Origin of the sequence: Mesorhizobium sp. LSJC269B00, from assembly GCF_000502815.1 — a bacterium.
In the GTDB taxonomy this organism is placed as follows: Bacteria; Pseudomonadota; Alphaproteobacteria; order Rhizobiales; family Rhizobiaceae; genus Mesorhizobium.
In genome coordinates, this window is sequence record NZ_AYVN01000001.1 from 143,937 (window position 1) to 164,348 (window position 20,412).

Below are 20,412 nucleotides of genomic sequence, written 5' to 3' on the forward strand. Positions count from 1 at the left end.
TCCGACGCGATGTTCGTCGAGGATCTTCCCGGCCAGGGGTTCGTCGCCACGCCTGAAGCCAAAGATCCCACCGATCGCTCACTTGCCCTGCTCGATCAACGCGTGCAAGCGGTCAACGAAATAGGAATTGACGCATTCGATGGCCTCAACGACCGGGAAGTTGAAATGTGAGTCTAGGTCCTTCCCAGCTATCGCCAGCGGCGCCGGCAGCGAAAGCAAACCATAGTAGAATACGATATGCGAGTGTGTTTCCGTTGGAATCAGGCCGAGAGTCTTTCCGTAGTCAGGCAGGAGCATATGCGTTCGAACGAGATCCTCCTGGAACATGCGCCGCTTGCCACCATCATAGGATCCGTTCCCTCTTTTGACATTGTACGAGGTCAGCGCGCCCCGTTCTTCGTCGAAGACGATAATGTCAACGCGAATGGCTCGCTCACGATCGCCGTAGGGGAGAGCTGTGGCCAGAAGGGGCTCGATACGTTCACTCATGCGAACGCGTTGAAGTGATTCATGTGAAAGCTTGAAGTCGTCTTCCGTCCAAACCCGCAGGCGGGCGCAGTCCTTAAGGCGCTCCAGAAGAGCCCTGTCGAGAATTGCTCCGTGCCGCTTGTACGCTGAGCTGATTATTGAGGTCGCGCGCGAATATTTCCGACCGGCGATCGGATCCTCACGAAAACTTGCGCTTCCAAGCTTCTCGATCGTATCGTCAACGAAAGGGCGGAGGCGACCCAAATAGTTATCCGATTCGAGCACTACCGGCGTGCCGGTTAAATGGGTCGCCATGGGAATTCCGTCAAGCATGTACCATTCGCTAGCATTTGCAAGGTTGTCCCTATTTTTGCATGCAAATTGTTAATATATCAGGAATCGAAAATATGTCTGGTCGGCAGGGAAGCAACGTGATGACGAACGGCGAGTTTAACTTAATACCAAGTCCGCGGGTTCTTCCCATGTTGGGCGAGATAAATCTGGACCAATGGCGTTGCATCGCGGAGCTGGTAGACAATTCCGTTGACGGTTTTCTCAAGCAGAGTCGCCAAGACGCGCCAATCGCGCACGCGCGGGTAGACGTAACCTTGCCAAACTCTGACAAGGACGGCGCAACGGTGCGCATCCAAGATAACGGGTCCGGCATGTCCGTGGACGTTCTGGAACAGGCCGTCAGCGCTGGATGGTCTGGAAACAATCCGATCGACAGTCTGGGGTTATTCGGCATGGGCTTCAATATCGCGACCGCACGTCTTGGCTCGGTCACCGAAGTCTGGACGACCCGAAAGGGCGAGCTTGAATGGCATGGACTTACGATCGACTTCGATGAGTTGCGACGCCAGCGGCATTTTCGCACTCCGAAACTCACCAGGCCCAAGGCTGATCCGGAGCAGCATGGAACCGAAGTCACCATCAAGAAGCTCAAACCAGAGCAACGTAAGTGGCTAGCAAAGGGTGCCAATCAGACGACGGTGAAAAAGCGACTCGCTCAGGCATACTCCGCGATGCTGCGCCAGAATGGCGTCCCTATTAGCTTCGAGCTTTACATTAACAACAAGCGACTAGAAGCGCGGCGCCACTGCGTGTGGAATGAGGATCGTGTTGTGCCGGGCGTGGGTGGCACGAGCGTCAGTGCGGTAATTCCTATCAACCATGCACTGTCCGAACGTCTCTACTGCACAAACTGTTTATCCTGGGTGCCTGAGGCTTCGGAATCGGAGCCTTGTCCGCTGTGCGACACGAGTGGCTCGATTGTGAAGCGCAAGCGCAGGATCAAGGGGTGGATTGGCATTCAACGGTATCTTGATCAATCGGAGTACGGCCTCGATTTCATTCGGAATGGTCGAAAAATTGAAATCGCGAGCAAGGACCTATTCTCATGGAATGGTGGCGAGGAGAGCGAGCAGTTAGAATATCCGACCGACGATCAGCGTAACCGCGGACGTATCGTTGGTGAAATTCACATTGATCACTGCCGGGTGAGCTACGCGAAAGATCGTTTTGACCGTGCTGATCCTACTTGGACTGAGATGGTGCAGCTTATACGCGGCGACGGGCCGCTACGCCCGGAAAAGGCCAAAGACCTTGGTTTTGCAACGAACGATTCGCCGTTATTCGCTCTATTTCGGGCTTTCCGCCGCACCAGCCCTCATTCAAAAACTGCGGGCGCATACGCGCGTATTCTCATCGCAAAGGACAACAACCTCGCGATGGAAATGGCGAGTTATTTCCATGACGGCAATCCGGAATACCAAGACGACGCGAAATGGTTTGAGCTGGTGGAAGCGGCCGATCGCGAGTTGCTCTACGGGCAATCAGGTCAGCCTGGACAAGCTGGACAACCGGGCGGCGGTTCTCAATCGACACCAGGTGGTGAGGACGGGTTGCCAGCTGGAATCATGGATGATCCAGCACCGGGTATTGAGCCTACGCCCACACCATCGCCTGCCGCCCCCACTCCCGCGCCCCCCGTACGGCGTGAGGTGCCTAACCTTACGAGAAAGTATCATCATCAATCGTCGTCAATGACATGGAATGTCGCGGCATTCGAAGTTGCTTCTAATGATCCTGATTTACCCGCGGGCGCGCCATGGGCCGTCACGCTGGGAGATATTCCGACTAAGACGCACCATTATCTTTATAACCCCGCCCATCCGGTCTTCCAGTCGATTACGATGACGCCCCGGGATGGGATGTTGACACATCTCGCGTACATGACCGCCGATCAAACCCGCAGCTCAAAGTACGCGCCGGACATCGCACTGATTCTTAGCGAATTTCGTGCCGCGTACGGCGATGAGAATGCTCTCGACTTCAAAGCGCTTCCAGCCGACGCAGCAGCGATTCTCGTTGATGTGGCACGCGCGCTTGTGAATTCGTGTGCCCCTGAAGAACGTGCGTCGTTGTTCAATGATTTATCGGTGCAGGAGCAAACCACCGTTATGCGCGCGCTCGCGGCAAGAAAGATCAAACCCGCAGAGGCAACGATTGATGGCAGCTTCCTGCAATCGGCACCCTCCGACATAATCAGGACGCTGATCATTAGGCACCCCGAGCTTTGCTTTGATGGAAAAATCTGGGCCGATGCTTACGCCGACCTCGATTACGGCGACCCAGACATCACCGAGGACGCTAGGCGGAATGTCCTATCCAAGTACGTGAGCCTAGTGAGCGATGCTATCTGGCTTTCGAAACAAGACCTGAGTGATTTGGGAATGGCTTCGAAGGATGAGATTATCCGAGCGGTCATGTCGTTGCTGCTTCTCAGGCCGGATGTCGAGCCGTCTCAATGACACCGTTTCTCGACGATCGGCGCCTTCTCCGCGGTCCGTGGCAGGCTTTCGAACGCGATGTCGCACGACTGCTGATTTATGCGGGATTTGACGATGTCCGTGTGGTTGGGGGAACCGGAGACAAGGGAGCCGATATAGTTGGCGTTAAGAACGGTGAAATCTGGGTCGTCCAGTGCAAGCACACCACCACCGCGCCCGCGAATAAATTCGCCGTGCAAGAGGCAGTCGAGGCGGGCACCTTCTACGGGGCAAATCGCATGGTCGTCGCGACGTCGCGTGCGGTTGGGGGAGGATTACAGGCGGAGATCGATCGTTACCGTCGCATCGGTGTGAACGTAGAACTCTTGGACCCAGCGAAGCTCGCCATCATGGCGGCGCGCATCCCGGAGTATTCAAAGTCGCGGCGGGAACTCCGACCCTATCAACAAGATGCGCTTGCGCGTTTTAGAGAAGGATTGACCGACACGGGACGATCTCAAATCGTTTTGGCGACTGGCCTTGGAAAGACCGTGGTCATGGCTGAGGTGGTCAGCGATATGTACCGTGATGGACTCATCCGCGAAAACCGCGTGCTGGTTCTAGCGGACAAGCGCGAACTGGTCCGTCAGCTCCAGTTTGGCTTTTGGTATCAGCTACCCAAATGGGTTCCGACGCATCTGCTTTCGGGCGACGAAACGCCCTCGTTCTACGACGGAATCACCTTTGCGACCGTGCAGAGCGTTATTGGGCGCGTCGATGACCTTCCGAGTTTTGGATTGGTTCTCGTCGATGAGGCCCATCATATCGGCTCCACGACATTCCGGCGGGCGCTGGAAGCGCTTGAGCCGCCAATGGTGGGAGGAGTCACGGCGACTCCATGGCGAGGGGACGGCTTCGACATCGACGCAATTCTTGGAAAGCCACTGGTTCGCCTTGGTATTTCGGATGGACTCAAGAATAGATATCTCAGCGAAGTGGACTACCGACTGCTGGCCGACAATATCGACTGGAAATTCGTTCAAGACCGCTCTGTGCACAATTATTCGCTGAACCAATTGAACAAGAAGCTCATCATGCCAACCCGCGACGAGGAAGCTGCGCGTCAAATCGCGGAGGTATTCAAGCACGAGGAACGTCGTGGCGGAATCGTATTTTCCCCCACCGTGGATCACGCTGAAAGCTTCGCGGGATCGCTACGTGGCTTCAGTCTTCGCGCGGAGTCGATTTCATCCCGACAGGACGCGCGTGAGCGCGACAGGCTCATGGCGATGTTCCGGCGCGGCGACATCGATTTATTGACCAGCGTTGACCTTTTCAATGAGGGGGTCGATGTCCCAGACGTTGACTTGATCGTATTCATGCGCGCCACGCATAGTCGGCGAATTTTCGTGCAGCAGCTCGGTCGTGGACTTCGGCTAAGCCCCGGGAAAGACAAGGTTGTTGTGCTAGATTTCGTGACAGACTTGCGCCGCATCGCGGAGTTGGTTGAGCTTCAGAAGGCGGCGTCAGGCCCGCTGGAGCGTCTGCCTCTTGGACACCATCTGATCAACTTCAGGGATGCGTCGGCAGGTAGCTTCATGTTCGAATGGATGAAGGATCAGGCTGATCTGATGCTGCGCGAGGGGGACGCCCAACTGGAAATGCCTAGGTTTGATTTCCCCGACACGCCGCAACCTGGAGGCGTCGCATGAGCGTCCCCGAAAAAATTCGGCGCGAGATCAAGGAGAAGCTGTGGGCTGAGGCTGACCGGCTTGGTTGGCCCTCACTTTCGGCCAATGACAAGTCACGCTATTACGGCATTTGGACGGAGACGAAGGACGTAGGTGGTCGCCTAGGGATGTACATGGACCCTCGCCAGGTTCGCGTGTACATCAAGGATACCCTCCTCAAGCCTTACACGCGAGAAGCTTCCGCTAGTCATGATCTGGCTTTTCGGGTTTTGGGGATTCCGGCCAGTGCAAAGCCTGTTACCACATACATCAAGCCGCATGGACGGTTGCTCGATGATGACCGCCAGATCGCTTGGAGCAAGGCAAGCGAGTGGAAGGCGACGCTCATGGCTCTTCACGAACGAGCCTTCGAATTTGGCACGCCTTACGCTGCTATATTGACCCACGCAGGTTCGAAGTTCGCGGAGGAGGAAGGTCGTCGCGTGGTGGAAAGCGCGGCTTCCAAACTCGGCGTGGAAAAGATAATCTGGCTCGGCTGAAGCAACTAGACTTCGTCGGCGCTTTGCTCCGCCTCAGCCTGTACCGCGGCTTGCTGGTCTTCGAGAGCCTTTGGAAGTTTTTCCAAGGGTCTGCCAGCGAGATAATCCGATACCTGCCGCTCTAGGAACTCCTTGGTCAGTTGGGCTTTCTGCCAACTTTGTTGAGAAGGCGCGACCTGGGTGAAGGACATCCCAAGACGAGCGATACTGTGTCGCGCGGCGATTACCCGGGTCCCTGTTTCCAAATCCATGGCGCTGTTCCACAAAGGCTTGAACGTCTCGATCAGCATGTTTTCGCCAAGGGGAATCCAAATATCATCGACGACCAAGTATCGAACCAAAAAGTCCTGGGTGTCCAGGTTGGTGGCCTGCTCGATCGAGGCGGCGTGCTGCGCGATACGATCAGCCAAGGCGCGACCCTTGGCAGCATCAGCGCTCAAACCACCTTTGCGCCCGCCTTTTGGGATCGCCTTCCCGACATAGGTCGGTTGAGCATAAGCGCCATCCGCGTTTCTCGCCGCGATCGGTGCGTAAGCCGAAATTTTCCGATGTAGTAGACTGCGTAGATGTCCGCGCCTTTGACATTGTTCACAGCCGAGAGCGGTACGGGTGCGCGTCCAAGCAATTCAAATTCAATGCTCTTGGCAAGGTTTGCCTTATCGAGAAGATTGTAAGGAGCCCGTCACGCGGCCTTCCTCGGCAAATGGCTGGCGACACTTTCGCCGACTATGCGAGCTAGGTCGACAGGCACGGCATTCCCGAGCTGGCGCATGGTCTCGCTCCATGATCCATGAAACAGGAAGTCATCTGGAAAGGTCTGCAAACGCGCGCTTTCGCGAACGGTGAAGTAGCGGATCGATCCATCCGGGCGCACGAGCATGTTCTCGCCGCCGGGAACTCCATGTACTCCGGCCTTTAGCGTCTTGGCGGGTTCATCCAGCGCACTTCCGGTATGCCCCTTGTAGGAGCGTGCCCCTGCTTGCAGTCGATGGTTCAAAAACTTCTCACTGCCACGAGGATCGAACTCCGGATCGGGCAAACCGACAAGCGCATCGCGGGTGGTGCGCCATGGAAGCGGTTGCCCTCTGTTATCCGGATTGAGGTTCCCCTTGCCGGAAGACTGCGGCGGACGGTCCTTCGTCGCGACTTTATGGCGATCCCAATAGTCGCCGTGCACCTGGCTCCAAAGGAGTGCCTCGCGGGAATGCGTGGCAAGTGGAAAATGCCAACTCACGCCGAGGTCTTCGCGAAAACCCACGAAAATCACGCGTTCCCGTTTTTGCGGAACGCCGTAATTGGCTGCGTTAACGACCTGGGTAATCACACGATAATTCAGGCCAGCCTTGCTTCCACTCGTATGATGCTGTTCCAAGCGCGCCAAGTGATCCCCCCACTCCTCGTCGCGGCGGAGTTTGATTTCAGGATGTTCTAGCTGGAGCTTGATATATTCGAAGTAGTTGCGGAAGGTTGCCCGCGTCAGTCCCTTGACGTTTTCGAAGATAAAAGCTTGTGGGTGTGTCTCACGCACGGCGCGTATAGCTTGGGGAAACATATCTCGCGCGTCATCGTAGGCGGCGTGTTTGCCACCCATCGAAAACGGCTGGCAAGGTGGTCCACCTGACACGAGGCGAATTTTTCCTTCATACGGCTTGAAGTCGACTAGCCGCACATCGCCTTCCGTGACCTTCCAGTTCTTGACCGCCGAAATCCCCCGCTTCTTGTTTTCGCGGATCGTGTCGCAACAATAGGAATCCCACTCAATCACGTTCACCGGGTTAAATCCCGCGTCGTGCAATCCTATCCCAAGTCCACCAGCGCCGGCAAAAAGCTCAATTGATTTCATCATTCAAGAATGCCTGTATTTTGCTTTCCAGCAAAGCGCGATCTTTTATCTCGCATTCCCATATTACAAGAACACCCCACCCCAAATTATCGAGAGCATGCTCGTTTCTGCTGTCACGCTCGGCGTTAGCCTCTAACTTGGGTATCCAGAACTCCACACGCGATTTTGGCAGGCGCGCCAGCTTGCAGCGCGAATCGGAGTGTCGGTGCCAGAAGCAACCATGCACGAAAATCGCCTTGCGTCGCGTTGGAAAAACAAGGTCTGGCCGTCCCGGCAGGGCGCGGCGGTGAAGGCGATAGCGGTAGCCTAGGGAATGAATTAGGCGACGGACAACCATCTCGGGTTTCGTGTCCTTGCGGCCAATTCGAGACATCCGTTCGGATCGCGCTGATGTGCTTAGGGTATCAACCATATGTCATCCAAGGTGCAGCTAGTTGCCACGATTTTTCGAGCTGCGGCAATCATGGTCTGGTTGTGGGGTCTCTCGCCTCGGATAAGGCGTCACGCACCCGAGCCTCTGGATGGCTTTCTAGCTCTTGGAAGACGGAATCCAACGAATTCCTCGCTTCAATCAACACCTTGCGTGAGGGGATATCGATCCCATGCACCAAATTGTTCCGAAGGCGCCGGATTCCGCCTATGGTTTCCAACGCGCTTGCCGAAAGTTCTATCGATTTGGCGCCCTTGACGGGGTCGACGTAGCCGCGTTTGGAGTAGGTAAGGTCCGCTCCCAAAATTCGGAATGTGCGTTCGAGTGTGACCCATGCCGAGAGAAAATCCCCCATTGTGTCGGCTCGCGCGGTGGCCTGTGGAGAGGGTTGCGCGGATGTATCTGGGGTCGCCAGGCTAGACTGCAGCGTTCCGTAAGACGAATACAGTTCTGGATACAATTCAAGGACGGCGTCCGCGAGCAGATCTGATAAGGCCGACCCGCTGGAGGCCGCTGCGGCGTCCGGCAACAAAGGTAGTAGTTTTCCTGGGCTGTTTAAATCCGCTCGCTTGAGCAACTCCCAAAGAATGTCGACACGGCCGATCGCGGGCTCCGTGCCTTCTGGCACGCTTCCCCGCATCCACTTGTACAAGTAAGCCGCCAACTCGTAGTGATTGTCGAATTGCCTATCCTGCGCACTGCTTAGTCGACGTTCCACAGCCTTTTGAAGCCGCTCAAGCGCGATCTCTCCCGCGATGACCATACCGTTCAATTCATCGAGGATAGCGTGCTCATCCTCCGAAGGCATGCCGCTTTCAGGCTTGTAGACCAAGTCATGTTCGACCTCGGCCCAGGCGTGCATGAGGACGGAACCGACTTGGATTTCGATGGCCGCAGTGGCGTATGATTTTTCGCCGTCCTCCAGCGCGTTCGCGGGCATGAGGACGCGATAGTGGTCGGCGTGGTATCCGTCGAAGCGTTTTGAGTCCTTGCGTGGCTTTCCTTTCTCGGGAAAGTCCTTTGCCTTGAGGACATCGAACTTCTCGCTCAAGATCGCTTTTACCCTTTCCCGGTCGCCCGGAAAGTAAAGTGCGATCCGCACACCCGCTAGATCAGGGACGTCGGCCCGAATTTCATCGTGATTCTGGTAATTCTTATCCTTGTCTCGCTGCTGGAGCTTGGCCAGGAGCTTATTTGGCCTCTTAGCGCGGTGACTGACGATAGCCCGAATTCCCTGGGTTGCCAAAAGCTGTTCACAACGGAGGCTACAAATCGCTGACGCCGACTGGTAATAGTCGTATTCGCGCGTATAGGCGCTTACAAAATCTGGAACAACTTGCGACACGGTGGCCCTCCCTCTCGCGACCTTATCGAACCGTGCCTAATGTGTTCAAGCAAAATGGGGTAAGTCCGACTTGTCGGTGGGTCGACCGGATGCATCTACAGCCTGAGCTGAGGCGGCAGTTTTACGCGGGGCAATCCGTCACAAAACGCGCCACAGATTAAGCCGAGTCAATTCAAACAATCGCGGATTTCTGCGAATTGCGTCCAAATGCGACTTGGAGAAATGACGGCGAGGGCTTCAGACACAGTTATTATCGTCAGTTGCAGTTGGCACCCTCGGAACCTTGATCTTTGCACCCAAGCGGGATCGGCCCATTTGGAACGACAAATTCAGGGGCTCCGCTCACCGTTTTACCGCCCAACGAAACCGATGTTGGCCTAAAACACGGCTGACCCGGTAGTGTGATCAGTAGTCTTCGGCCGAAAATCGAGTGCTTCGTGATTCAATGAGGTGCGGGTATCCCCTGCGAGGCCGCCTAGCTATTACTATTAACTACTCGGAAGCTTCATCGCGTGCGATTCTTCGCCAAGCTCCCGCGAATGCAAAGAGGAGCGTTGCATGCCATTGATTACGGTGAAGATCCCGGACAGTTGGGAAGAGCTGGAGGATCTAATCCAGGCGATCCTTGCAGAGTGCGGGATGAAAGCCACAAGGCAGGTGACGATAAAGTTGCCGCGCGGCAGCGTCGATGTCGACGTACTGGCCGAAGAGACCGTGGATGGAATTACCAGCATCACGGTATGCGAATGCAAGAACTGGAAGGCCAGGATTCCGAAGGAGATCGTGCATGCGTTTCGCACCGTCATGCAGGAGACGGGCGCCAATAATGGCTACATTATTTCGCGGGAGGGCTTTCAATCCGGGGCGATCGAGGCGGTCGCCGCGACAAACATCAATCTGGTGACATTCGAGCAATTCCAGGAGCGCTTCTTCGAAAAATGGTATCGTAACCGGCTGTGGGCAATTGAAGACTCACTGCACGGTTTCCACACCTACTACGAGATGCTTGGCAAGCCCGGGTACGATCGTCTTACGACCGATGAAGAACGCGCCGCGTATGATGTGGTCTGGGACCGTCATCTGTTCGCGGGGCTGATGCTTATGTCGTTCTCGCCCTTCAGCGGGCTTCTAAAGGGCGGGTTCAGGGCGCCCCCTCTTCCATTTGATGTATCCAAGATTGTTGAGATGGGTGCAGACGTCCCGGAAGCCGCACAGAATGTGCAAGGCTATCGGGAACTGCTGTCGTTGCTGGAAGCGGCCGGAAAGGAAGGTCTGGCAGAGCTGAGAAAAGTGAACCCCATCACCCGCGACAAAGAGGCCGCGGAAATTGCCGAGAAGCCGCTTCGTTTCGGTGAGTGACTAGGCCTAGAGATGACTGGTGTCGGACCTTCACTTTGACAGTCGTCGGTAGGGAAACACCGCTTCCTCGATAGTGGCTTTGGTAATGTAGCGGTCTTCCGCTTCCGCAATTTCGTGAGCGAAATCAGATTCTTATAGGCGGCCAGCCCTCAAAGCTGGCCGATTGCATGTCGCCCCATGTTGCAAGCGGCTACCGTCGATTTCCAAGGGTTTCCTGCGACACTCGGCCAGTCCACACAACATGCGGCGCGACATGAAGAGGTCAGGGAATGCGTTACGTCATACTTATCGACAGCGATCCAGCAACCGGCCTCTACGCGGATCTGTCAGAGGCCACACGTCATGGGGAACGAACCGCAGCGAAGCACGCCCATTCCGAAATCTCCATTGAAGGCTGTCCCGAAGGCCAAGGCGGCCCCATGGCGACGTGGCGATATGATCGCGATGTCGCGTTGTGGGTTTCAACAAATTAGCCCATCGTTGAGCAGTATTGCCGTCGGTTCCAAAAAATAAACCTATTGATGAAGCATCGCCGGCCGTTGTTGGAAGTCGACAACGACGACCTCCCGGTGCTTTATAGCAAGCAATTTTTGGGAGGGACGGCCGTGAAGCTCATTAGGTTCAAAGTTGAGAACTTTCGCTCGGTAGTAGACAGTGGTTGGGTCGAAGCAGAGCGGGTAACTGCCCTCATAGGCGTGAACGAGTCCGGCAAGACAAACCTCCTCCTTCCCTTGTGGAAGCTGAACCCGGCGCGTGAAGGGGAGATAAAGCCGACTTCGGACTATCCGAAGGCAACCTTTAACCGCATTCAGGAGGCACCCGGAGATTACGTTTTCATCACAGCTGATTTCGAGTGCAAAGAACTCGCACCTAAGATTGCAACTCTAACCGGCCTGGACGCATCGATCCTCGACCGGGTTGAGGTTTCCCGAGCGTTTGACGGAGAGTTCTATGTGTCGTTCCCGAAACACTCGCCCTCACGCCTGGTAGGCGTCGACACGTTAGATGCTGTCTTTCGAACTGCGCTTGCGGAAATAGAGGCCATCGCTCCACTCGCAAAAGAGGGGACCCTAAAACCGGACTTCATCGCGGCAATTAAAAATGCCTCGGCCTCGGTGGAGGGGAAAGTGAAAATCAATGCCAGAGACCTCCTCGATCTCGCAGAAAAGCTCAAAGGCCGCCTTCCGCCAACCCCGGCCACAACAAGCTCGATCGTGCCTCGGTTTATGCTCCTTATCGAGAAACTGGACGGCATCGCAACACGGCTTAAGGCTCCAAATCCGGGAGACGTCGAAGGGGTTGAAGAGCTTATAGTCGCTGCTCTGCCGAAGTTCGTCTACTACTCAAACTATGGGAATCTCGATTCAGAGATCTACCTTCCGCACGTCGTTGAGAACTTGAAGCGAACCGATCTCGGGCAAAAGGAGGCTGCCAAAGCGCGGACTCTGCGAGTGCTATTTAGCTTCGTTCGACTCCAGCCTGAACAGATACTGGAATTGGGACTGGAAGCAACCAACGCGCAGACCGGTACCGCCACAGAGGGTGAAATCGCCGAGGCTGCGGAAAGGAAACGCAAGCGCACAATCATGTTGCACTCGGCTGGAACAGAATTGACCAAAGAGTTTCGGGATTGGTGGAAGCAAGGCGATTACACGTTCGATTTTCAGGCAGACGGAAATCATTTCCGGATCTGGGTGAGTGACGCCCGTAGGCCCGAAAAGGTCGAACTAGAGGATCGAAGCACCGGGCTGCAATGGTTCCTGAGCTTCTACCTCATCTTCCTCGTCGAGAGGAAAAGCGATCTCAAGGATACCGTCCTTTTGTTGGATGAGCCTGGGCTCTCTCTGCACCCGCTGGCGCAGCGCGACCTATCGGCATTCTTCGAGAACCTCGCTGACACCAACCAGATTATTTACACAACCCATTCGCCATTCCTGGTCGACGCGGACATGCTGGATCGGGCGCGCAAAGTCTATCTGGGAGACGATGGCTCGACGAAAGCCTCTGCTGACTTACGGAGAGGTAGCGAGGATCCACGGAAAGCCGGTGCCACCTATGCCATCTATTCAGCGCTGAACATGAACGTCGCCGAGAGCATCCTTTTTGGTTGCCTGCCGGTCATTGTTGAGGGTCCTTCGGACCAGCACTATTTGTCGACAATCAAGATGCTTCTCATCTCGGCGAGCCGCATCAATCCCTCGCGCGAAATAGTGTTCCCCCCATCTCATGGCGCGAAGAACGCGAAGGTCGTAGCTAGCATCCTTTCCGGCCGCGATGAGGAGTTGCCGGCGATGCTCCTAGACGGTGACGAGATAGGACGAAAGATGGCCAATGATCTTCGCAACGGGCTCTACCAATCGGCCAAAGGTCGGGTGCTATCGACGGACGCCTATACCTCGATAAAGGATTCAGAAATCGAGGACCTCTTTCCCCCTGATTTTCTGGCCGCAGTCGTTGATCGGTGGCAGCGTGGCACCGAGACACTCTTCGCAGATGTGCTGAAGGCTGGAGAGCCGATCGTGCCGCAAATCGAAAGCTGGGCAGCACAACAAAGCGTCCTTCTGGAGGACGGATGGAAGGTAGACCTTGCACGGGAGGTCAAAAAGCGAGCTCTTGCTCAAGGTGCGGGCATGTTCGACACTGAAACTCTGGATCGCTGGACGAAGTTGTTCACCGATCTTGAGAAGGCATAAATAGCGCCCGGGCGACTGAGCCGCCCGCCGCCTTGATCCGTCGCCGCTTAGCGTTCTCCCCCTGGCGCGCGACTTCCGCGCGCTTCTCCCCTGCCGCGATCTCCTCGGCCGACGGCGCCGGCAGGATGATATCCGGGCTCGCAAACCGCCACAGCAGCGTTACCGTCATGGCCTCCGTCGTTGCGCAAAGTTTCGGCCGCGCCACCTGAAGGATTTTTGACTAAGCAGCGTGCCTCCGATAACAGAAGAACGCTTCTTCGATAGTGGGTTTCGCTGTGTAACGGTCTCCCGCTACCAAAATTTCGCTAAGAGTTTGAAATATAAACGAAATTTCGGCGCTATGGTAGCGCCCCAGTCGAATTTTGACGATGAACCCAATGTCGTTGCCTGACTGGGGCGAGCCGACGTCGCTTCTGCGCTTCGAGCAGGATTATAGAAACAGATAACCCCTTCGTCCGAAGAACCATTGCGAGGCTTGGACCTGCCCTCCCCTACACCAAGGATGATGGCGATTTCGCCCATCAAGCTTCGATGGGACTCCCGCAATGACTAATCGCCGATCGCTGAGTATCATTGCGAGCAGACACGAGCCCTGACGCGATCATCGTTTTGTTATTCGGACTCCCGGGCAGCTAGGGCGGCTGTTTCCGAGCGGAAGACGACGCCGGCCTTCTCCATGGCAGTGAGGTATCGGTAGAGGCTCTTGTCCGCGCCGCTGCGCATTTCTACATACGTTTTGATGCCGTGGGTGATAAAGCTGACTGCCACACCCAATCCTAGTTGGACGGCAGGGCCGAGGGGTGTGGCCAGGAATGCGGTCGCGCCCCCGGCGGTGAGACTGGACGTCGCCTGGATGAGCGCCGCCATCGTGTCCTTGCTAGGGTCGAGTAGATTTAGGCCAAGCAAGCGCCGCGTGTAATTGGGAACGTTGGCTGCATCATTGCGCCATTTGCTCAGGATCGGCGCCACATGATCTTGAAGAGCCACGTCTCGTTTTTTGCCTGGGTACATTGGGCCGATGCTTTGGGCGCTGGTTGCAAGCGCGCCAAGCAGTTCGCGGATCGCTTCTCGATCTTCACCAAGTGCAGCAAGTTCTTTGGGACCAATTTTCGAAAGGTCACAGCTTAGAGCGACAACGACTTCAAACAATTCGTGGTCTGTCGCCCTCTTTACAGGCGCAGTTGGTCTACCTCGAATTACGCCGTCGTAGACGTCATCAACCTGAAGACTCAGAAGCTGTTCGTGCAGAGTACCCGAACGCTTGTCCCCCACAATATGAGCGCCTTCGGTTAGCGCGCAGGCCACCGCGATAGTCGACATGATCGCCTCTCCGAGGATTGGATGCAGCGCCACATACTCCGCGTTTTCGTCGTAGATCTCCAGCTGGCCAGGTTTCCATGCGAGACGGTGTTTGGCCAAGACTTGACGTAACGATTGATCCAGCTTGCGGTGGTGCATCTGGAAGCCGAACCGGTCGTGCGCTGGACGTTCCCGGAGCGTGGTGTCTTCGCTGAATCTGTCTAGAAATTTCCGGCTTTTGGCGTCCGCCTCAATTCGCAAGGCCAGTCGGCATTGTGCCTGCCGCACATGATTTTCCCACAAGGGTGCCGCCTCCAGCAACGGTCCATTTTTCGATGTCGCACGAGTGTAGCGCTTGATGGCCTCTGTATCGCCGGCGATGTTCCGCTCCGGAACGATGCGTTGCACTTGGTCGAAGAGAAGCAGCGTCGCCTTGAGCCATCCTTCGTCTTCTATCCGCATATACGGATAGTAGAGTGCCCTCTCCATCTCCCCCCTCCTCAGTTGATGACCGCAGCCTAGCAGTTTTGGCGTCCCAGCACCAACGCATAGTTTGCCTGAATCACTCAAATACTTGGGCGATCTCGCCGACTGCGGACGCGATCAGAGCTTTCAGGACAAATTCAGGTAGGCGTTCTGTTCTTTCATTTCTTCCGAACCGGGGAATTTCTTTCGCAACGACGCAGCACATCAAGCCATGGGTTGCGCCGTGCCCGGGGTGTTTGCGCCAGCGACAGCCATGACCAGCGCTTGCGCGGCGGCCATTGCCGCGACTGCGATGCCCACGGCGACAAGCGCTTCAGCGAGCAGTGCTATGGCAACGCCTATGCCAACCGCCACGACGAACATACCGATCCATTCCTTCAGCGGAGGCGAGGCGGCAATAATGCTGGCCGCGACCTTGGCAACGACCCCGCCTGCGTAGTCCACAAGCTCGCCGAAGTTACGCAACGCAGTTTTGACCTCGAACGGCACCTCAATGGCGCTGGGAGCGGTTTCGCGAATTCGCTTTGGGCTTCTAAGTAATCGATAAAGGAGTAGCCCTCCTTCGTTCGAAACTTCCATGTAGAGCCCTGGACCCATTTGATAAACGGGGCTCGGCACCCAGCGTCCTGCGCTCCAAAAGCGCCCGCTTTCTTGCTGACCAATGGACGTTGCAAGATTGACGTTTACATCTAGACGAACGCGTCGAGCCCTTTTATTTTTGTGTGTCGTAATCTCGTATATGGAAGCATTGGTAAAATCTATGATGTCATGCTGCGCGAGATACATGCCGCTCTTTGCGACTGAGTGGCGAACAAATCCGGCATGATCGCTCCGATCCGTTGGGTGACTACAAGTGACAAAGCGCCATTCGTTACCAAAGCCGATACAGTTTCCGTGATGGCTCGTTTGATATGAATTTCGCAGGCAAATTTCCGCCATGCTTCCGAGCGTGTTGTCGGAATTGATTTCCTGCGCGCCAACCGGATACGTCGGTACAGATGAACATGATCTTTGAACGACCTCCGAAGCCTGAAGCGTGTGCGCCAGTTCATGCGCGATCAGCCGGTCACCCGCTTCCGTGCCAGGCGCCCAACGCCCTTGGGCGAAAGCGATATGCGACCCGAGCGTATAGGCCCTCGCGCCGAGCGCCGATGCGGACGCGGCGGCGTCAGCATCGCGGTGGATGCGGACATGAGACAGGTCCTGCCCGAAGCGCGGCTCGAAGGAGGCGCGCACGGTCGCCGGCAACACCTCGCCGCCAGACGTGGCGCGGCGAACCTGTGGTTCGAGATCGGCGGGCACGGCCAGGCCGCCGCCGTTGCCAGCGGCATACCGTCGAATGGGAGCGGCTTGCCCTTGCTCGATCTCGTGACGATGGCTTGCGCACGGACCGCCGGCCGCGCACGCCGAACAGCATGCGCCGCCGTCGCGCATCAGCATGATGCGATCGGCAACCTGCTCCGCCTCGCGCTCGGCGTGGTCGTCGATGCGACCGACTTCGAGGCTTGGAGAAACAAACCGGCGCCTAGGACTGTCCGTCCAGCGCAATTTGCTAAAGTCTCCAATTCCTTCCTTTATCAGTCTTTGATCGTTGGGATCATCTCCGAAGGGCGCCTTCCCGCCCAAGCCCGGATTCGACCAGCGTTCATTGCTTGTACCGGCGATTTTCTGCGCTGCGCCCGCAGCCCTTAGCAATATCTCCTCAGGTATTCCGGCAGCTGAACCCATGAAACCAAAATGCCAATTTCCAAAGTCCTCATAGGGATTCTGGATCTCGTCACCGGGGCCAACGACGTGTCGGTATTCGGCTGGAACGTCCTCCAATCGCCTTCTGTCCGCAAAGGCTCGGCCAAGGAAGGACCCCTCGGTCTTGAAGGCCTGCTTATAGTCCCAAGGCCCACCATTCCTGACGAGGAGGTAGAAGGCTGCGTACTTGCCCACACTGGGAAGAACTCTCAAGGACAAGGCAATCGCCAGATTCCTCCTTATGTCGAAATCCTTGGGTACTTGGATGGGGGGGAGTACCGGTGAATCCTGGAGCTTTGAAGCAACTGTATCCCCGACGTCGGGCTTGGCGAGTATCGGAAGTCCACCGCTGGTACCGTCGCTCTGGCGGCGAATGGGACCGGCATTCCCTTGCCCGATTTCGTGGCCATGGCTTGCGCACAGACCGCCAGCAGCGCAGTGCGCCCCGCCTTCGCGCGACAGCATGATGCGATCGGGGGCCTGCTCGGCCTCGACTTCAGCGGAACCGTCGATGCGGCCAAGGGTAGGACGTACTTTGACATTGATGCTTTTTTTGTTTTTACGTTGCTTCCCTACTTGTTTCTGTATTGTTCGTTTTTCTTCTTTTCGCCTTTTTGCCTTTTTTATGTTTATCATGTCTTCACTTGAGAGAATCTGCTCCGGCGAGAAGATATTCTTCCCTACACGCTCCTGGCTTTTGGAACTCGGGCGCCCGAGCAGATCGAAGTCTGATGCTGCAATATTGTACAGATGCTGCGATGGTTCCGATTTACCTTTTGCCAATTCTTCAACTGCTGCCTTGGAAATTATCCATCGCTCAAGCATCTCTTTCTTTTTATACTCAGGGTCAGACTGGTCATACGCTGCTCGATAGCCAATGCCGGTTTGATGTCCTTCGAATTCGCTTTTCAGTTCGACGATCTCTGCCAGGGTCGCGCTCTCAACTTTCTTCCCCACCTTTCCCCCTTTGACGAAGTGCCCATACTTGATGCGGTCGCCATTTGCATTGTTGAGTGCAGTTTCCGCCAAGCCGCGCGTTTTCTGAGCGGTATTGTAATCTCTTCGAGCATTGTCGTACGCCTGCTTCGCCACTTGACTTTCTACCTGCGTCTTGCTGGACCGGACAACACGGTCTTTTTCCTCCTTTGCTCTGGCTGCGTCGGCCTCTACGATCCGGGCATCGTCGAGTCCTTTCTGTGCCATCTCGAAGCTCGTTTGGGCTCTCTGGATCCTGCGCTGCCGATTGAAGATTTCAGAAGCAATATAGTGGGCCTCTTTCTTCCAGGCGGGATGTTTTCTTGGCGTAAGTTCACCGAGCACTGTCATTGCCGCTTCGTTGAGTTCATCTGCACTATACTTTCCGACGCCCTCAGCGAAAGTTGGCAGCTTTTCGGGCAAGCCGCTTCCGCTAGATATCGCCTCCACCCTTGCGTTCCCTAATCTCCGGTGCGTCTCGATCACCGGCGCCCGCCGCAATGTCAGTCCCGACGCTGTCATGGTGCGCGCTGCCAGCGCTTTGGCCGCCTTCGCCTGTGTCTTCATCACTTCCCTTCTCCCTCGCGCACCCAGGCCAGCCACTCGGTGGCGAATTCGCCGGAGCCGACCGGGCGGCCGAGTTTTTCGTAGGTGCGCGCCGCCGACTCGACCAGATGGCGCAGCGTGAGACGAGGCTGGCCACTGTCTGCCCCATGCGCCGCGTAGGCACGATGCACCGCGTCGACGACGATGCTCTTGATGTGGCCGCCGGCGAGCGGCAACGCCGCCGCGAGGCGCTTGAGTTCCGCGGCCGGCGGCGGCTCGACGCCAGGCGGAATCAGGCTTCGCCACAATGCGGCCCGTAGCGTGGCGTCGGGCATCGGAAAGTCGATCGCGACGTCGATGCGGCGCATGAACGCTTCGTCTATGTTCCGGCGCAGGTTGGTTGCCAGGATGACAATGCCGTCGAACTCCTCGACGCGCTGCAGCAGGTAGTTGGTCTCGAGATTGGCCCAACGGTCGCGAGCTTCCTTGACTTCGCCGCGGCGGCCGAACAGGGCGTCGGCCTCATCAAAAAACAGCATCGCGTCGGTGTTCTCTGCATTCGCGAACAGCCGGTCCAGCCGCTGTTCCGTTTCGCCAACATATTTGCTGACGAGGCTGCCGAGATCGGCCTTGAGCAGATCCAGGCCAAGTTGTTTGGCAATCAGGATCGCGCCGATCGTCTTGCCCGTACCGGCGGGGCCGGTGAAGAGCGCCACCGTGCCGTGGCCCAGCGGCAGCCGACCCGCGAGTCCGCTTGTCGAAAGCACACGCCGGCGCTGACCGAGGCGCTGGACCAGATCGGCCACGCGGCGGCGCGTTCCCGGCGTCAGCACGAGATCGTCGAGCTCGATCGACAGTTGGTCCGGCAGGATGCGCCGGGCCAGTTCGATATTCTCCGTCGATGTTTGCCGCCGGCAAGCGCCGACAAGATCGGCACGTTCGAGCTTCGGATCGCGCGGATCGCGCAGACGCGCGGACGTCTCGGCCTGCGCCGCCGCGGCTTCGATCCCGGAATGGTTCAATCGATAGCGATCGGCCAGTTCCAGTGCGAGCGCGTAGGCGTCAACCCCCGCCGCCAACGCGCGAACGGCCAATGCGCCGGCCCAGAACGCACGCCTCTCTTCGAAACCGGGCAATGCGAGCGCCAGATCGAGCGCCGGTCTTGACGAGATGCCCGCGGGGCAAAGCGCGCCCGGCTGAAGGGTCAGCACGATCGGCCCGACGTGACGCGCCAGCGTCATGCCGATGTCGGGCGCGCGGGCTGCCGCATCGCTCGCCGGCGCGATCGTCAGGTGCAAGATAGCGCTGTTCAGGCGGGCCGAACGCGCCGCCGCGCGTACGCGCAGCTCGTCATGGGAGTCCTCGGCCGGGCACGACAGCAGCGAGCGCCCGGCGGCCGAGGCCAGATGCCGATAGGGAAGAGGATCGGCCGCCCCCGGGCCATTGGCGCGAACGACGAGTTGCGGCACCTCGCGTATCAGCCGGGCTATTTTCAGCAGGTCATCCGATACCCCCTCCGGCAGCTTGCCGGAGGGACGCCATGGCTTGGCGGGTGCAATGGTCTCCCGGTCAATACCGTCGCCGCCACGGAGCCAGTCGATGATCTCGGCGCAGGCTCTGAGCCCGCGCTGTGCCTTCGGCCCTGAAGGCCCGCTGGGCGCGGGCACAGCCAGAACAAGGCCTGTCGCAAGCAGCACCGCGTCCGGGGCAAGTGCCTTCTGAACGTCCTTGTGTAAAGGCGCGAGAGCCGCGTCGGCAAATTCAAAGCTTGGCCATGCGAGCATCGCATCATCCATCAGATAGCCGAAGAGCCGCCGGTAGCGCACATCGAACTCGGGCAGCGTGGCGAGAAGGAGCAAATCGCGCTCCAGCGGCTCAAGCGCAAATGCATCCTCGGCAATGCGCAAGCGGCTTTCGATTGCACCGGCGCGCAGCGAATTCAGCGTCGCATCCATTTCGCCGGCCTCCTTCACCTCGCGCTGGGCCGCCTTCGGCAACGGGTCGGTCCGCACGATACCCAGTGGCGGATGCGCCAGTTGCGCATCGACCTCACCGCGCGGCACGTGGGGCACGCCCCAGAGGCTATCAGGTTTTTGCCGGGCCAGGGTCGCCTGCCAGACCAGCGCGCGCGCGCGCAGCAACCGCTCGATCCGGATGACGCAAGCCGCCCAATACGGGTCCATCGACGGCGCATTCGCTCCTGTATCTATGACGTGCTGCC

Annotated in this window: 14 protein-coding genes; 5 read left to right on the top strand and 9 right to left on the bottom strand. The window is 57.2% G+C overall.

What is annotated here, in order from left to right:
* Positions 1 to 78: 78 nt before the first annotated feature.
* Complete coding sequence (locus X771_RS163880; RefSeq protein WP_031202355.1) at positions 79 to 801, bottom strand: hypothetical protein; 723 nt, start codon at positions 799 to 801, stop codon at positions 79 to 81.
* Between the two features lie 101 nt (positions 802 to 902).
* Here X771_RS163880 and X771_RS163875 point away from each other — a divergent pair, with 101 nt between their 5' ends.
* The 3 genes from X771_RS163875 to X771_RS163865 are packed head-to-tail and all read left to right on the top strand — an operon-like array spanning position 903 to position 5,469.
* Positions 903 to 3,281 (top strand): ATP-binding protein, encoded by a 2,379-nt coding sequence (locus X771_RS163875; RefSeq protein ID WP_023686211.1) that lies wholly within the window; start codon positions 903 to 905, stop codon positions 3,279 to 3,281.
* The gene (locus X771_RS163870; RefSeq protein ID WP_023686212.1) at positions 3,278 to 4,951 is read left to right on the top strand and encodes a DEAD/DEAH box helicase family protein; all 1,674 of its coding nucleotides are present in this window, start codon (positions 3,278 to 3,280) and stop codon (positions 4,949 to 4,951) included. The genes X771_RS163875 and X771_RS163870 overlap by 4 nt, the downstream gene beginning before the upstream one ends.
* Positions 4,948 to 5,469, top strand: a complete 522-nt coding sequence (locus tag X771_RS163865; protein WP_023686213.1) for a hypothetical protein — start codon at positions 4,948 to 4,950, stop codon at positions 5,467 to 5,469. Before X771_RS163870 ends, X771_RS163865 begins: the two co-directional genes overlap by 4 nt.
* Before the next feature lie 5 nt (positions 5,470 to 5,474).
* Here the strand turns inward: X771_RS163865 and X771_RS1000000169020 are convergent, their stop codons facing one another.
* The 4 genes from X771_RS1000000169020 to X771_RS1000000169685 are packed head-to-tail and all read right to left on the bottom strand — an operon-like array spanning position 5,475 to position 9,087.
* Positions 5,475 to 6,095 carry an Eco29kI family restriction endonuclease gene (locus tag X771_RS1000000169020; protein ID WP_348625465.1) on the bottom strand — a complete coding sequence of 207 codons (621 nt, stop codon included), beginning with the start codon at positions 6,093 to 6,095 and terminating at the stop codon, positions 5,475 to 5,477.
* Positions 6,096 to 6,151: 56 nt separating this feature from the next.
* A complete protein-coding gene (locus X771_RS163860) occupies positions 6,152 to 7,315 on the bottom strand; it encodes a DNA cytosine methyltransferase (protein WP_245262501.1) in 1,164 nt (387 codons plus the stop codon).
* On the bottom strand, positions 7,299 to 7,724 hold the full coding sequence (gene vsr / locus X771_RS1000000166185; RefSeq protein WP_023686216.1) for a DNA mismatch endonuclease Vsr: 426 nt from the start codon (positions 7,722 to 7,724) through the stop codon (positions 7,299 to 7,301). The genes X771_RS163860 and vsr overlap by 17 nt, the downstream gene beginning before the upstream one ends.
* Positions 7,725 to 7,773: 49 nt before the next feature.
* Positions 7,774 to 9,087 carry a hypothetical protein gene (locus tag X771_RS1000000169685; RefSeq protein WP_023686217.1) on the bottom strand — a complete coding sequence of 438 codons (1,314 nt, stop codon included), beginning with the start codon at positions 9,085 to 9,087 and terminating at the stop codon, positions 7,774 to 7,776.
* Positions 9,088 to 9,645: 558 nt separating this feature from the next.
* Here X771_RS1000000169685 and X771_RS1000000165740 point away from each other — a divergent pair.
* A complete protein-coding gene (locus X771_RS1000000165740) occupies positions 9,646 to 10,446 on the top strand; it encodes a restriction endonuclease (protein ID WP_050587378.1) in 801 nt (266 codons plus the stop codon).
* Positions 10,447 to 10,967: 521 nt separating this feature from the next.
* A complete protein-coding gene (locus X771_RS163855) occupies positions 10,968 to 13,139 on the top strand; it encodes an AAA family ATPase (RefSeq protein ID WP_245262502.1) in 2,172 nt (723 codons plus the stop codon).
* Here the strand turns inward: X771_RS163855 and X771_RS163850 are convergent.
* The 4 genes from X771_RS163850 to X771_RS163840 form a co-directional block, all read right to left on the bottom strand.
* On the bottom strand, positions 13,117 to 13,308 hold the full coding sequence (locus X771_RS163850; protein WP_023686220.1) for a hypothetical protein: 192 nt from the start codon (positions 13,306 to 13,308) through the stop codon (positions 13,117 to 13,119). The genes X771_RS163855 and X771_RS163850 overlap by 23 nt on opposite strands.
* 443 nt (positions 13,309 to 13,751) lie before the next feature.
* Entirely contained in the window at positions 13,752 to 14,927 is a 1,176-nt protein-coding gene (locus X771_RS163845; RefSeq protein ID WP_023686221.1) for a hypothetical protein, read from the bottom strand.
* Positions 14,928 to 15,128: 201 nt separating this feature from the next.
* Positions 15,129 to 18,212, bottom strand: a complete 3,084-nt coding sequence (locus X771_RS1000000168650) for a DUF4157 domain-containing protein (RefSeq protein WP_050587379.1) — start codon at positions 18,210 to 18,212, stop codon at positions 15,129 to 15,131.
* Positions 18,212 to 20,374 (bottom strand): ATP-binding protein, encoded by a 2,163-nt coding sequence (locus X771_RS163840; protein ID WP_023686222.1) that lies wholly within the window; start codon positions 20,372 to 20,374, stop codon positions 18,212 to 18,214. The genes X771_RS1000000168650 and X771_RS163840 overlap by 1 nt, the downstream gene beginning before the upstream one ends.
* Between the last annotated feature and the right edge of the window lie 38 nt (positions 20,375 to 20,412).

Excerpts from the sequence above, each read along its gene's own strand:
- X771_RS163880 (WP_031202355.1), bottom strand. The coding sequence starts at position 801 with ATGCTTGACGGAATTCCCATGGCGACCCATTTAACCGGCACGCCGGTA.
- X771_RS163875 (WP_023686211.1), top strand. The coding sequence starts at position 903 with ATGACGAACGGCGAGTTTAACTTAATACCAAGTCCGCGGGTTCTTCCC.
- X771_RS163870 (WP_023686212.1), top strand. The coding sequence starts at position 3,278 with ATGACACCGTTTCTCGACGATCGGCGCCTTCTCCGCGGTCCGTGGCAG.
- X771_RS163865 (WP_023686213.1), top strand. The coding sequence starts at position 4,948 with ATGAGCGTCCCCGAAAAAATTCGGCGCGAGATCAAGGAGAAGCTGTGG.
- X771_RS163860 (WP_245262501.1), bottom strand. The coding sequence starts at position 7,315 with ATGATGAAATCAATTGAGCTTTTTGCCGGCGCTGGTGGACTTGGGATA.
- vsr (WP_023686216.1), bottom strand. The coding sequence starts at position 7,724 with ATGGTTGATACCCTAAGCACATCAGCGCGATCCGAACGGATGTCTCGA.
- X771_RS1000000165740 (WP_050587378.1), top strand. The coding sequence starts at position 9,646 with ATGCCATTGATTACGGTGAAGATCCCGGACAGTTGGGAAGAGCTGGAG.
- X771_RS163855 (WP_245262502.1), top strand. The coding sequence starts at position 10,968 with ATGAAGCATCGCCGGCCGTTGTTGGAAGTCGACAACGACGACCTCCCG.
- X771_RS163850 (WP_023686220.1), bottom strand. The coding sequence starts at position 13,308 with ATGACGGTAACGCTGCTGTGGCGGTTTGCGAGCCCGGATATCATCCTG.
- X771_RS163845 (WP_023686221.1), bottom strand. The coding sequence starts at position 14,927 with ATGGAGAGGGCACTCTACTATCCGTATATGCGGATAGAAGACGAAGGA.
- X771_RS1000000168650 (WP_050587379.1), bottom strand. The coding sequence starts at position 18,212 with ATGAAGACACAGGCGAAGGCGGCCAAAGCGCTGGCAGCGCGCACCATG.
- X771_RS163840 (WP_023686222.1), bottom strand. The coding sequence starts at position 20,374 with ATGGACCCGTATTGGGCGGCTTGCGTCATCCGGATCGAGCGGTTGCTG.